The sequence below is a fragment of the uncultured Planococcus sp. genome, from assembly GCF_947501725.1.
Taxonomy (GTDB): Bacteria; Bacillota; Bacilli; order Bacillales_A; family Planococcaceae; genus Planococcus; species Planococcus donghaensis_C.
This window is the reverse complement of record NZ_CANMXD010000002.1, coordinates 113,609-127,029: the sequence shown is the minus strand read 5'-3', so window position 1 is coordinate 127,029 and position 13,421 is coordinate 113,609. Positions and strand designations below refer to the sequence as shown.

The 13,421-nt window shown below is 50.9% G+C and carries 11 protein-coding genes; 1 reads left to right on the top strand and 10 read right to left on the bottom strand.

From position 1 onward, the window contains the following. Positions 1-43: 43 nt before the first annotated feature. Both Q0785_RS02945 and Q0785_RS02940 read right to left on the bottom strand, forming a co-directional pair. Positions 44-2,041, bottom strand: coding sequence for a penicillin-binding transpeptidase domain-containing protein (locus tag Q0785_RS02945; RefSeq protein WP_298825209.1), 1,998 nt, complete (start codon positions 2,039-2,041; stop codon positions 44-46). Positions 2,042-2,710: 669 nt separating this feature from the next. Next, complete coding sequence (locus tag Q0785_RS02940) at positions 2,711-2,884, bottom strand: hypothetical protein (RefSeq protein WP_298825206.1); 174 nt, start codon at positions 2,882-2,884, stop codon at positions 2,711-2,713. Between the two features lie 189 nt (positions 2,885-3,073). On the opposite strand from Q0785_RS02940, the gene Q0785_RS02935 reads away from it, so the two are divergent. Beyond that, the gene (locus Q0785_RS02935) at positions 3,074-3,898 is read left to right on the top strand and encodes a type II CAAX endopeptidase family protein (protein WP_298825203.1); all 825 of its coding nucleotides are present in this window, start codon (positions 3,074-3,076) and stop codon (positions 3,896-3,898) included. A gap of 45 nt (positions 3,899-3,943) precedes the next feature. Here the strand turns inward: Q0785_RS02935 and Q0785_RS02930 are convergent, their stop codons facing one another. The 8 genes from Q0785_RS02930 to Q0785_RS02895 form a co-directional block, all read right to left on the bottom strand. Continuing rightward, the gene (locus Q0785_RS02930; protein ID WP_298825200.1) at positions 3,944-5,770 is read right to left on the bottom strand and encodes an ABC transporter ATP-binding protein; all 1,827 of its coding nucleotides are present in this window, start codon (positions 5,768-5,770) and stop codon (positions 3,944-3,946) included. Then, positions 5,767-7,491: an ABC transporter ATP-binding protein gene (locus tag Q0785_RS02925; RefSeq protein ID WP_298825197.1), complete on the bottom strand. Its 1,725-nt coding sequence runs from the start codon at positions 7,489-7,491 to the stop codon at positions 5,767-5,769. Before Q0785_RS02925 ends, Q0785_RS02930 begins: the two co-directional genes overlap by 4 nt. Next, on the bottom strand, positions 7,488-7,961 hold the full coding sequence (locus tag Q0785_RS02920; RefSeq protein WP_298825195.1) for a MarR family transcriptional regulator: 474 nt from the start codon (positions 7,959-7,961) through the stop codon (positions 7,488-7,490). The genes Q0785_RS02925 and Q0785_RS02920 overlap by 4 nt, the downstream gene beginning before the upstream one ends. Before the next feature lie 164 nt (positions 7,962-8,125). After that, positions 8,126-8,395: a hypothetical protein gene (locus tag Q0785_RS02915; protein ID WP_298825192.1), complete on the bottom strand. Its 270-nt coding sequence runs from the start codon at positions 8,393-8,395 to the stop codon at positions 8,126-8,128. A 148-nt stretch (positions 8,396-8,543) separates the two neighbouring features. Beyond that, a complete protein-coding gene (locus Q0785_RS02910; RefSeq protein WP_298825189.1) occupies positions 8,544-9,431 on the bottom strand; it encodes a TIGR01777 family oxidoreductase in 888 nt (295 codons plus the stop codon). Between the two features lie 67 nt (positions 9,432-9,498). Beyond that, positions 9,499-9,945 (bottom strand): DUF4385 domain-containing protein, encoded by a 447-nt coding sequence (locus Q0785_RS02905; RefSeq protein ID WP_298825186.1) that lies wholly within the window; start codon positions 9,943-9,945, stop codon positions 9,499-9,501. Between the two features lie 800 nt (positions 9,946-10,745). Continuing rightward, positions 10,746-12,386 (bottom strand): alpha-glucosidase, encoded by a 1,641-nt coding sequence (locus Q0785_RS02900; protein WP_223635161.1) that lies wholly within the window; start codon positions 12,384-12,386, stop codon positions 10,746-10,748. A gap of 12 nt (positions 12,387-12,398) precedes the next feature. After that, positions 12,399-13,418 (bottom strand): LacI family DNA-binding transcriptional regulator, encoded by a 1,020-nt coding sequence (locus Q0785_RS02895; RefSeq protein WP_223635159.1) that lies wholly within the window; start codon positions 13,416-13,418, stop codon positions 12,399-12,401. Between the last annotated feature and the right edge of the window lie 3 nt (positions 13,419-13,421).

The following is a 13,421-nucleotide window of genomic DNA, read 5'->3' as shown; positions in this document are numbered from 1 at the left end:
CAACACAAAAAAGCCAGGCGCTCCAATCCGCCTGGCTGCTTGTCTATTCACGCGCCTTGATCACCTGCTCCACCAACTCACCCACCTCGTCTTCCCCTTCGACCATCATCGCGACAATCATGTCGGGGTTCACGAGGCTGTAGCCGACGAACCAGCCGTTCTGCTCGCTTCTTTCACGCGCGCTGCCGCTTTTGCCGGCGATTTCTACTCCGAGCTCTTTGCCGGCATTACCTAACCCCGCCTGCAGCAACTCCGCATTCGGAGCACCCAACAAGTTTTCATTCCATAATTGCTCGTCCTCATCATCGAGGAACAGGGTCGGCTTGTAGAGCTTGCCGCTGGTCAAAATGGGGCTGTACAAAGTCGCCATGTGCAGAATGTTGACCTGCATCTGCCCTTGTCCCGAAGCTGTTCCGGCAAGTTGGCCTTCGGAACCGAATGTGCCATTTTGTGAAATGCGGGACGGTGTCACCTCGATCGGAAAGGCGATTTCTTCGCCAAATCCGAAGTTTTCGAGGCCTGTCCGGAAATCATCGTTTTGCATGTTGAGTGCCTGCTGGGCAAAGTAGATATTGTCGGAATGGGCAAGCGCCTTGTCCAAATCGATCGGGTTCGGCACGTCATCGCGCGGCCGCGTAACCCGGTAATCGCCCCACGAACGGTAGCGCTGCCACGACTTGCCGGTGATTTCGAGGCCTTCATCGGGATCTAACGTACCGCTTTCCAATCCGATGGCCGCAGTGATCGGCTGCATCACCGGACCTGGTGTATAAATGGCCGCAAAGCGATTGAAGAATGGCTGCAGCGGATCATTGGCAAGCTCTTGAAAGCGGCTATTGGTGATGTTTGGAATAAATTCATTCGGGTCAAAACCCGGTGAGCTGACCAGCGCCAGCGTTTCTCCCGTATACGGATCGATGGCGGCACTGGTTCCCGCCTGTTCCCTCATTGCACCATAGATTGCCTGCTGCAGCTCAGCGTCGATGGTCAGCGTAATGGTTTCACCTGGCACCGGTTCATTTTCAACTGATGTGATGACGGCATTTTCCCGCTGTTTCTCCAGGATGATGCGGCCGCCCGCTTCCCCGCGCAGCCGTTCCTGCAGAATTTCCTCCAAGCCCTGTCGGCCGACCAGCGCTTCGGTCGAATAGCCCTGGCCGCTCCAGTCGTCCAGCTGCTCAGCAGTGATCGGCCCCATATAACCGCTGATATGCGACAGCGCCCGGCCATACGGATAATTGCGCATCGCCACTTCGACGCGGGTCGTGCCAGGAATCGTAAACAGCTCATCCAGCGTGGATTGATCCGCCTTGATCTGCGCAATCGGCACGACGTAATGCGGCCGCACCCATGGTTGATTGAGCTTGTCGTCGACGGCCTGCTCGCTCATCCCCAACAACTGCGCCAGCTGCTGCTTTTTGGAAGTATCGAAGTTTTCCGGGATGACACTGACTTCATAGCCGCTGCTATTGGAAGCGATCGCTTGGCCATTCCGGTCGACGATTTCCCCGCGCGGCCCTTCGGTAATTTGAGTCGACACCTGATCACCAGCTTCCAGGTTCGGCAAAATGAAGGAAGGATCCCATTCAACGAACCAGTCTTCCACTTCCCCATGCGCCTCATACAACAGCGTCAGCGTCTTTTCGAATTCCACCGGCCCGATGACCGTATCGAACGCGATTTGAATCGGGAAATCCGCCGGTTGTTCTTTCGTCCATTCCGCACCTTCCACCGGCGTATAGGAAATCTCCAGATTGTCGATTCCCAGCTGCTCGTGAAGCTCTTGTTGCCAAGTCACAAAATTCGCCTCACCGTAAACCCTTTGCGTACCTTGATTCAAATAATTTGTATGCATGCTTGGAAAGTCTCCGCTTTTCCATAGCTCAATAAATTCCGCAACCCGCGCTTCCGGCGATTCAACCGTTTCGGCTGGCTCTTCTTCCGGCGACGGTTCGGGTGCCGGTTGCGCCTCTTCCTCCTGGCACGCCGTCAATAGTAGGATCAATAGAAAGAAGATGGCTGGTAAGATGGTCTTTCTCATCACATGACCTCCGCTCTTTTCCTTTCTTCTATTATGGCTTGAATAGTGGAGAATATAAAGACTGAATTTTCTGTTTTGAAAGGATGTCGCGTAGGGAGTGCGAAATGTCATGTAGAAAGTCGAAGCGTTCAGGTAGAAATATGCTATGTGCTTGTAGAAACATCGATTGTTTATGTAGCCTCGCACTATTCAGGTAGCACCGCGGAAGCTTCATGTAGAAACCTCAAAACTTCATGTAGAGATCCACCTAATGCTTGTAGAAACAGCAATTCTTCATGTAGCCTCACACTATTCCGGTTGAATCGCTAAAACTTCATGTAGCAACCTCAAAACTTCATGTAGAGATCCACCTAATGCTTGTAGAAGCAGCAATTCTTCATGTAGCCTCACACTGTTCAGGTAGCAGCGTGAGATCTTCATGTAGAAACCTCAAAACTTCATGTAGAGATCCACCTAATGCTTGTAGAAACAGCAATTCTTCATGTAGCCTCGCACTATTCCGGTAGCACCGCGAAAACTTCATGTAGAAACCTCAAAACTTCATGTAGAGATCCACCTAATGCTTGTAGAAACATCGATTCTTCATGTAGCCTCACATTTCCCCCGTAGCACACACTTAAAATTCCACAAAAAAATAGCCAGGCGACGTTCGCCTAACTAACTCATCGATTATTTCTTTGTTTTCTCTTTGATTTTATTCGCAACGTCGTCTTTCATGACCATGGCTTTTTCTTTGTAGGTGGTGGCTTTTTCTTTGTAGTCGTCTTTGTTTTCTTCCCAATGCGCTTTGCCTTTTTCGATCGACTTGTCTTTCAATTGGTTCAGTTTGTCTAGAAATGCCATTCAGATCATCCTTCCGTTCTGCCCGTCCCTTAAATGGTCGGGTAAACTACTTTAAGCATACCTTGCGCCGCCCCCTTTTGTCTAAAGATAGGCGCAAATAAAATGAAACTTGCTGAAGGAATTGGCGTATACTCTATATACATAATTTGAACTGATCCTCTTATGAAAATAAAAGAAAGGCGGTGCTCCATGTTCGAGCAGATGAAGGCGCGCTATTTGATCTTGTTTTCCGTGTTGGGGATGATTGCCACCATGATTATCCTGATTGCCCTCGATGTCAGCGACACTACCTTTGATGTCATCAGCCAATTGGTGCTGTACGTTTTGGTGCCGGGAATTTATTTCGGTTATTATTTCCGGAAGCACAATACCTCGGTCTGGAGCGTGCTGTCTCTAAACGGCGTCAAGAAATGGCTGCCGGCTTTGATTTCCTTAGTAGTGGTATCGATCGCCTTTTCGATTACCATGTTCTGGTTCCAACTATTTATGCTGGCGCCGATTGCGCCGTGGCTGGTCAATTTCATGCTGGAGACGCTGCCGATCCCGGATACACCGTGGTATATCGTCTTCACGATTTTCAGCATCGCTATTTTGGCGCCGGTCGTCGAAGAGTTCATGTTCCGCGGCGTGCTGCTGAAGCGGCTCATCGGCAAAACCTCGGTGTGGGGCGGGGTGTTGATCTCGAGCCTGCTGTTCGGCATCTTGCATCTCGATGTCATCGGCGCGTTCTTGTTCGGCGTCGTCGCATCTCTTTTGTATCTGCTGACCAACAACCTGCTGCTTCCGATCCTGTTGCACATCATCAATAATTCCTTGGCGGCGGCTGCGATGTTCCTGGCGCCGACCTGGCCGGAATCGATCGCCATTTTCGATTTAGCGGATATCTACACGAAAGCAACACCGAACGCGGTCATCCTCGGCATCAGCGCCGTTTTGATGCTCGGTGCCATTTTCTGGCTGGCACGCGCTTTGGAATCACGCAAAAAGCCGGAAGAAAAATTCATCCACGAATAGCAAAAGGTCCACCGCGCAAACACTGCCCGGTGGACCTTTTTCATTTTATACAGCCACTTCCACTGAAAACTGGCTGTGGTACAGATCGGCATAGAAGCCGTCTTTGTCGAGAAGTTGTTGGTGCGTGCCCTGCTCGATGACTTTCCCTTGATCCATGACCAGGATCAGGTCGGCGTCTTTGATAGTCGACAGGCGATGCGCGATGACAAAGCTTGTGCGCCCTTCCATCAACTGGTTCATGGCCTGTTGGATGAAGATTTCCGTCCGTGTATCGACGCTCGAAGTCGCTTCATCCAAAATCATGATCGGCGGATCGGCAAGAATCGCTCGGGCGATGGTCAACAGTTGCTTTTGTCCTTGTGAAATATTCGAGACTTCCTGGTTCAGGATGGTATCGTAGCCGTCCGGCAACGTGCGGATGAAGTGATCGGCGTGCGCCGCTTCTGCCGCAGCGAGGATTTCCTCTTCACTCGCACCGGTTTTTCCGTAGGCGATATTGTCGCGGATCGTGCCATTGAAAAGCCACGTATCCTGCAGCACCATACCGAAGTTCTGGCGCAGTTCATTTCTGGACATCTCACGCGAATCAAAGCCGTCAACGGTGATGCGACCTCCGTTCAATTCATAGAAGCGCATCAACAGATTGATCAAAGTCGTTTTGCCGGCACCGGTCGGCCCGACAATCGCAACCGTCTGCCCCGGCTGAACGTCGATGTTCATTTTCTCGATCAACAGATTGTCCCCATAGCCGAAGTCGACATTTTCAAAAGCGACCGCGCCTTTCGCACGTGCCAGGACAGAAGTGGTCACTTCCTTGACTTCCTCTTCTTCGTCCAGCAATTCGAAGACCCGCTCAGCGGCGGCAACTGTCGACTGGATGATGTTGGCGATGTTCGCTGTTTGGGTGATCGGCTGCGTGAATTGCTTGGAATAGGTGATGAACGCCTGGATATCCCCGATGGAGATGGCACGCTGCGTCACCAGGATGCCGCCTACAACACTGATCAGCACGTAGCTTAAGTTGCCGATCAACGTCATCATCGGCATGATGATCCCCGAGATGAACTGGGCTTTGCGCCCAGCATCGTACAGCTCTTCATTGACCGCATCGAATTGTTCGTTGGATTTGGCTTCATGGCCGAACGCTTTGACGACCTGATGGCCCGTGTACATTTCCTCGACATGGCCATTCAGGCGGCCCAGATTTTTTTGTTGGCTGCTGAAGTATTTCTGGGATCTCTTCAAAATCGGTCCGATGACGAACAGGGACAGCGGCAACGATACAACCGCGATTAAGGTCAACAAGGGACTGATCGTCAGCATCATCACGAGAATCCCGACAATGGTGACGATGGAGGTGATGAACTGCGTCAAGCTTTGCTGCAGCGTGCTGCCGATGGTATCGATGTCATTGGTCATACGGCTCAAGGTTTCACCGTTTGGCCGGCCATCAAAATATCTCAGCGGCAGTTTCTCAAGTTTTTTATTGACGTCCTGGCGCAGGTCATAGACCGTATCCTGCGCTACTGTCGACATCATGTATTGCTGGATGTAGCTGAACAAACTGCTGAACAGATACAGCCCGGCGAGAATGGCGAGAATCTGGCCGATGACACCAAAATCGATGCCGCCGCCAGGAACTCCCTGCAATTGTCCGTAAGCTCCTTCGAACAATTCGGTGATCGCCATCCCCATGATTTTCGGTCCGACGATGGCGAATACGGTACTCAGTATCGCGACTAGGAAGACCGCCGCCAATTTTTTACGGCGCGGTTTTAAATAAGAAACAAGGCGGCGGAATGTACCTTTGAAATCCTTGGCTTTTTCTGCCGGCATATTCGCTCCGCCATGAGGAGGTCCCATCTTGCTCATGCGATTTCCTCCTCTGACAATTGGGATAAGGCGATTTCACGGTAGACTTCATTGGATTTCAAGAGTTCTTCGTGTGTGCCTATACCCACCATTTTCCCTTTTTCCAACACGATGATGCGGTCTGCGTCCACAACGGTGCTGACGCGCTGAGCGACCAGCAGCACCGTGGCGTTTCTTGTTTCATCTTTCAAAGCTTTGCGCAGCTTGGCATCTGTCTTGAAATCGAGCGCCGAGAAGCTGTCGTCGAATATATACAAATCCGGCTTGCGGATCAAAGCACGCGCAATCGACAGGCGCTGCTTCTGGCCGCCCGAAAGATTGGAGCCACCCTGCTCGATTTCAGCCGCGTAGCCGCCTTCGATTTGATCGATAAACTCTGTGGCTTGCGCAATACTAGCCGCGTGGTCCATTTCCGCTTGCGTCGCATCCTGTTTGCCGAAGCGGATATTGTCCGCGATCGTTCCGGTGAACAAGATCGATTTCTGTGGCACAAAACCGATTTTCGAACGGATTTCCTGTTGTGAAGCTTCGCGGATATCGACGCCGTTGACACGGATCGTCCCGCTCTTGACGTCGTAAAAGCGCGGCACCAAGTTGACCAGCGTCGACTTGCCGGAGCCCGTCCCGCCGATCAAAGCGGTGATTTCACCCGGTTTGGCCGTAAAGCTGATATTCGACAGCGCCGGTTCTTCCGCTCCCGGATAATAGAAGGTAACGTCCTCGAACTCCAGCGTGCCGCGCGTGCGGTCCGCTTTAGCGGTGCCGTCGTCCGTGAAGGCCGGTTTCATTTCCAATACTTCGTTGATGCGTTTCGCCGATACCGCAGCGCGCGGAACCATGACGAACATGAAGGATGCCATCACCAAAGCGAACATGATCATCATGACGTATTGGATGAAAGCCATCAAATCCCCGATCTGCATGGCACCGTTGTTGATGCGGATGCCGCCGAACCAGATGACGGCGACGACGGTCATATTCATGACCAGCATCATCACCGGCATCATGAAGGCCATGACTTTATTGACCTTGATGGAGACATCTGCGAGTTCACGGTTGGCTTTTTGAAGGCGCGCTTTTTCTTCCGGCTCGCGGTTGAAAGCGCGGATGACACGGATGCCCGTCAGGTTTTCCCGCACCACCAAGTTCAGGCCATCGAGCCGCTTTTGGACTTCCTGGAATAAGGGCATGCCGTATTTCAGAATCAGCAAAATTGCGATAGCCAATACCGGCATAGCGCCGATGATGACAAGAGACAATTGGGCGTCTTTTGAGACCGCCATAATGACGCCGCCGACCAGCATGATCGGTGCGCTGATGACCATGCGCAGCATCATGATGACGACTTGCTGCACCTGGGTGATGTCATTCGTGGTACGGGTGATCAGCGAGGCGGTTCCCACTTCATCGAATTCCTGAAGCGAAAACTGGCCGACATGCTTAAAGACCTTGTGCCGCAGGTCACGGCCCATGCCCATTGCTGCTTTAGCCGAATAAAAACTGGCAAAAACCGCTGCAACGGCGCCGATCGCGGAAACCAGCAGCATCCAGCCGCCGATTTCCCAGATATAGGGGATGTTCCCTTTGACAACACCGTTATCGATGATGTCCGCCATCAAGGTCGGCAGGAACAGCTCCGCCATCGACTGGCCGAATACCAATAAGACAACCGCCACCACGACCCATTTATAAGGATTCAGGTTTTTCAGGATTTTGATCATTTTGCAGTCACCTCTAATTCTACATCCGCTAAATAAGCCGAAATTTTCCGGTGGGCATCGAGCAGCTCTTCTACCTGGACATCCGTAAACTGTTCACTAGCCGCTTTGAAGACCTGATGCAGGCCATCTTCCTGGAGATGCAGTTCGTCCACCAAAGCCTGCCCTTTTTCATTCAGCGCCAGCAGGGTTTCGCGGCGGTTGTCCTCGACTTGCCGGCGATCGAGAAAGCCTTCTTTGACCAGCCCATCCACCGCCTGGCTCAAAGTGCTTTTCGGCAGGAAAGTCTTCTCCCCGATATTTTTCTGCGTCATTTCCTTGCAGTTGATGATCGTCATCAAAATCGAATATTGCGGAATGGACAGTCCTTTTTCCGCAGCCGACTTTTGAATGAAACGCACCATGTTTTTCTGCACATGGGCAAAGGACAGCATCAATTGCATCGAGGCATCCATTTCTTTTTGTTCATCCATCTGTTCCACCATCTTTCATTTTCGAACCGTTCCAAATGGAACAATCTTTTGCACTGCCTTTAAGCTACTCCGATTGGCGGGGTCCGTCAACTTTGATGCACTGCAATTTTTTCTTCAATAAAAAACACCTCCTGCCAGCGTGCCGGCTGAGATGTGGAGCATTTTCACAAGCATATTTTTATCTGGGCATCCGTGTGGTGCGAACGGCAGCAGTCAATCAGCAGCGCCACTAATTGGCGGTTCTGCATGAAGTTCTGCGGCTCGGTCCAGACCGTGCGGAACACGTGGGCGACAAGCTGCTCACAGACGGATGGATCTGAACCGGTTTGGCGCGCTATATTCCAGATGATGCGGTGATATCGGTCGTATAAATCCGCCAGGGCTTGTTGGTCCCGGTTCAGTATGCCAGTCATCAATTTCTCGTCTATGGTCAATTTGCCACCCCCTTCCTTTGGCATTTCCTTAAGGCAATCGTCCTAAACCTAACTATCTCGAAATAAAGACAATTTAACGAAATAAAAGAAAAAACACCAGCAAAATTCGGCTTCCGCAGAATTTTCTGGTGCTATCGATCTATTCGATTTAATCGTGAAGGATGTTTTGAAGTGCTTTGTCGAGTGTAGGATAAGTGAACTTGAATCCAGCTTGCTGCAGCCGCTCCGGCAAAATCCAACGGCTTTTCAATATCAGTTCCGGCTCTGTTCCGATAACCACCGCACCCACATTCAGCATCCATTTTGTTGCCGGCAACCCAATTTTCCGGTCCATTGTCTGGCGCAGCTGCTTCATCAATTCGCGGTTGGTGACCGGTTCAGGCGATGTCGTATTGAGGACGCCGCTGATGGTTTCATGGTCGCGGATAAACAGGATGATGCGGTAAACGTCTTCCAGATGGATCCAGCTGAACATTTGGCGCCCATTCCCTTGTTTTCCACCTAGTCCAAAACGCACCATATTTTCATAAGGCGTCATGACACCGCCGTCTTTGCCGAGGACAATCGACAGGCGCAGCGCTGCCTGACGAGTGTTCGGTAGCTTAAACGAGAAAAACGCCTGCTCCCACGCCTTGCCGACCTCCACCGAAAAACCGCTGCCGAATTCCCCATTCGCTTCGGTCATCGGCCGGTCTTCCGCATGGCGATAGATCGTCGACGTACTGGAATTAATCCAAAGCGGAGGCGGATTGTCACAAGCCAGAATCGCGGTTCCCAATGCTTCCGTCGTCTCCATCCGCGAATCGAAAATTTCGCGTTTATTCGCTTCAGTATACCGGCAGTTTACCGATTTCCCCGCCAAATTGACCACCATCTCAGCGCCTTCCAACGCGTTGACGATTCCGGTATGGTTGCTCCAATTCAAATGGCCGGGCTGCCGTGAAATAATGACAACCTGATACCCCTGGTCTGTGAATTTCTGTTCCAAATACTGTCCGACAAATCCTGTGCCTCCAGCCAATACGATCTTCTTCATCCCATCACCCATTTTCTGTAAGTTGTTCTCAAGCTACTTGACGCTTTAGTGGAATAAAAGATGCAGCTCAGCCAAATTCTTTTTGGTGTTTCTTTTTGCGCTTCAAGTAATCCTCGTCTTCCCGGATTTCGTCCCAGCGCTTTTTGAAGATTGCCGCCGACTCCGCCTTCACCGGATCGATGTCGCGCTCCTTGATGCTGCCGTCTTCATTGTATTTGCGGCCGCCTTTGTAATTGGTGTAGCGGCGTGCCCGCGTATAGCCCATCTGGATGAACTTGCGCGCCATATCCATCCCGACAAAATCATCCTGCTTGCGGTATTCTTCGAACATCTCGGAAATCTTATCGCACGACTCCTGCGCAATCTCCGGCGTCTTAAAGCGCCAATGAGGCAAAATTTCGCTCTTGTACGGTTCCACCAACAGCACGCCCTGCTCACCCTTGCCCACGCGGTACAGCTCCGGCTGCTTGCGCAAGTCCAAGTTTTCGTAATCCAAATCATAATCAAACGCCACGGTGATCGACTCCTTTATACTGATTGCTTTGTTAGAGTTATACCCTTGAATGGGGTGGGTGAATCCATAGGGAGGGATTAGTGGATAGGAAGCGTTGCGTTTTTGTGTGGAGAGTGGTGATTGCCGTAGAGACGTGGATTGTTCATGTAGAAAGCTCGACTCGTCATGTAGCGGCGCGAGTTGTGCGGGTAGAAAACCGGTATCCTCCTGTAGAGAGTGGCGACCCCGGTAGAAACGCCGATTGTTCATGTAGAAAGCTCAACTTGTCATGTAAGGATGCAAGTTGTGCTGGTAGAAACACGCTAATCTCTTGTAGAGAGTAACAATCACTGTAGAAACGCGGGCTGTTCATGTAGAAAGCTCCACTCGTCAAGTAGCGGCGCGAGTTGTGCTGGTAGAAAACCGGTATCCTCCTGTAAAGAGTGGCGACCCCGGTAGAAACGCCGATTGTTCATGTAGAAAGCTCAACTTGTCATGTAAGGATGCAAGTTGTGCTGGTAGAAACACGCTAATCTCTTGTAGAGAGTAACAGTCACTGTAGAAACGCGAACTGTTCATGTAGAACACTCCACTCGTCATGTAGCGCCGCAAGTTGTGCTGGTAGAAACCTGGCAACCTCCTGTAAAGAGCGACGATCACGGTAGAAAGCTCGACTCGTCATGTAGAAAAGCAATTTACCTTGGTAGAAAACCCGTATCCTCCTATAAAGAGCTAACTCCCCCCAAAAACAAAAAACCAGAGAAAACCTCCACGGCTTCCTCTGGTCTTTATTATCGGGGGCGTTTTCCAGCCCCCTGGTCTTATCCATTCAGGTTTGTATCTTTTGGGATTTTGTAGACACGCGCTTCATATGGAAGCAATTGCGCGGGGTCGATGCTTTGGTGATTGGCCAGAAGCAGTGTGGAATCTTCTGGATCCACTGCGCATAAGACCGCATGCTGAGCAAGGTTCGTTACGACCAATACCTTGTCATCTTCATTTTCGCGTGTATAGGCAAACACGGAGTCGTGGTTCATGTCCACCAGCTGGTAGTCGCCGTAGACGAATACGTCCATATTTTTGCGCAGCCAAATCATCTGTTTGTAAAAAGACAGTACCGAATGCGGATCGTTTTCCTGTGCTTCGACGTTCAGCCATTCGTAATTCGGATTGACGCCCATCCACGGCAAAACATCTGAGAAGCCAGCGTGGTTGCTGCTGTTCCATTGCATCGGTGTCCGGGAATGGTCGCGGCTGGTTGCGCGCAGAACGGTCATGATGGCATCATGCTCCATTCCGCTTTCCTTCTTATGGAAATACAGATTATGCGTATGGACGTCATCGAAATGATCGAGTTCTTCAAACGGTGCATTCGTCATGCCGATTTCCTGGCCCTGGTAGATGAACGGCGTCCCTTGCATGAAGAAGTACATGCATCCGAGTGCCGTGGCACTTTCACGCCAGTACGATTGGTCATTTCCCCAAGTCGACACGATGCGCGGACGGTCATGGTTTTCGATGAATAAAGCATTCCAGCCATTGCCGTTCACTTTCTCCTGCCACTTGCTGAGGACCGCTTTTAGTTCCGGCACGTTGACGCCATTGCGCACTTCGGTGTTCCATAAGCCGATGTCTTCAAACTGGAAAATCATATTGAACTTGCCATTCTCAGGACTGACCCAATCGTGGATTTCATCCGCTGAAACGCCGTTCGCTTCACCGACTGTCATGATGTCGTGTTTGCTGAAGGTTTCATCGTATAATTCCTGAAGCAGCGGTTGGATGCCGTCGACATTCATCATCTTTTCCCATGAAGGTACAAAGAGATGGCCGTCCAGATCCGGAACGTTCGTGTACTCTTTTTTGATGTGGCTGATGGCATCTACGCGGAATCCGTCGATGCCCTTCGCTACCCACCAATTGACCATTTTAAAGAGTTCATTGCGGACTTCAGGGTTTTCCCAGTTCAAATCGGGCTGTTTTTTTGAAAAGACATGCAAGTAATATTGGTCGGTCTTTTCGTCGTATTCCCAAGCCGGTCCACCAAAGATGCTTTCCCAGTTGAGCGGCTCATCGCGCCAGACATACCAATCACGCTTCGGATTGTGGCGGGAGGAACGCGATTCCACAAACCAAGGATGTTCATCGCTCGTGTGGTTGATCACCAAGTCGATGATCAATTTCATGCCACGCGCGTGCACTTCTTCCAGCAGGCGGTCGAAATCCTCCATGGTTCCGAAATCTTCCAAAATGGCCTGGTAATCGCTGATGTCGTACCCATTGTCGTCATTCGGCGATTTGTACATCGGACATACCCAAATGACATCGATGCCCAATTCTTTCAAGTAATCCAATTTGCTTGTGATGCCGTTGATGTCGCCCAGGCCATTGCCGTCAGAATCCATGAAGCTGCGCGGATAAACCTGATAGACGACTGCTTCTTTCCACCATTTTTTATTCATATCCGATCCCTCTCAAAGACGGCGGCAAGATCCTCTTTCAATCAGCCGGGATGAAACCACGACTTGCTTTGGAGGCACCGATTCGTCCGTTATTTTCTCTAATACCAATTCCGCTGCATGCAGCCCGAGTTCATAAATGGAAATGTCTACGGTGCTGAGCGGCGGCTTTAAATGTTTTGAAATGGCGTGGTTGTTGAAACCGATGATGGAAATGTCTTCGGGTACTCTGATTTGCAGATCCTCAAGGTAGCCGATCACTTCGTATGCGACCATGTCGTCATGTGTGACGATGGCTGTCGGCGGCACGTCGAGCGCCATCAACTGGCGGATTGCTTCGCGTTCCTTGCCTTGCATGAGTTCCTGGTTCACTGCGTAGGCTTCAACAAAGGGGATGCCGTGTTGGTCCAGTGCCTGCCGGTAACCTTCCAGCCGATCCAGCGAAACGACGAAATCCGTAGCCCCTCCAACAAAAGCGATATGCTGATGTCCGAGGCTAATCAAATATTCCACCGTTTCTTTGGCGTTGTTGATGTTATCGTTGTCGACATACGAGATGGTTTCCGGATCTTTATACGGACGTCCAACTACAGAGTACGGCAACCCGCATTGTCCCAAGTATTCCATAACCGGATCGCCGATTTTCGAATACAACAGGATGATGCCGTCGACTCGTTTTCCTTGTGCCATTTCCACGACTTCCCTGTGGATTTCTTCCTGTGTAGCGCCTGTCGACAAATACAAGCCATACTGGCTGCCGTGCGCACGTGTTGAAATGCCACGCAGCACTTCCGGAAAGAAAGGATTTTGAAATGCCAGTGTCGCCGAATTTTCCATAACGATGCCAAGAGTCTGGCTCTTTTTCGCTACCAGATTACGGGCCTGGAAATTCGGGAAGTAGCCCAGTTCTTCCATGACTTCCCGTACTTTTTGTTTGGTCTTGCTGCTGATTCGTGGATTATCGGCGATGACACGGGACACAGTGGCCGGCGACACGCCAGCTTGTTTCGCAACGTCTTTAATCGTGACTGCCATGAT

Excerpts from the sequence above, each read along its gene's own strand:
- Q0785_RS02945 (WP_298825209.1), bottom strand. The coding sequence starts at position 2,041 with ATGAGAAAGACCATCTTACCAGCCATCTTCTTTCTATTGATCCTACTA.
- Q0785_RS02940 (WP_298825206.1), bottom strand. The coding sequence starts at position 2,884 with ATGGCATTTCTAGACAAACTGAACCAATTGAAAGACAAGTCGATCGAA.
- Q0785_RS02935 (WP_298825203.1), top strand. The coding sequence starts at position 3,074 with ATGTTCGAGCAGATGAAGGCGCGCTATTTGATCTTGTTTTCCGTGTTG.
- Q0785_RS02930 (WP_298825200.1), bottom strand. The coding sequence starts at position 5,770 with ATGAGCAAGATGGGACCTCCTCATGGCGGAGCGAATATGCCGGCAGAA.
- Q0785_RS02925 (WP_298825197.1), bottom strand. The coding sequence starts at position 7,491 with ATGATCAAAATCCTGAAAAACCTGAATCCTTATAAATGGGTCGTGGTG.
- Q0785_RS02920 (WP_298825195.1), bottom strand. The coding sequence starts at position 7,961 with ATGGATGAACAAAAAGAAATGGATGCCTCGATGCAATTGATGCTGTCC.
- Q0785_RS02910 (WP_298825189.1), bottom strand. The coding sequence starts at position 9,431 with ATGAAGAAGATCGTATTGGCTGGAGGCACAGGATTTGTCGGACAGTAT.
- Q0785_RS02900 (WP_223635161.1), bottom strand. The coding sequence starts at position 12,386 with ATGAATAAAAAATGGTGGAAAGAAGCAGTCGTCTATCAGGTTTATCCG.
- Q0785_RS02895 (WP_223635159.1), bottom strand. The coding sequence starts at position 13,418 with ATGGCAGTCACGATTAAAGACGTTGCGAAACAAGCTGGCGTGTCGCCG.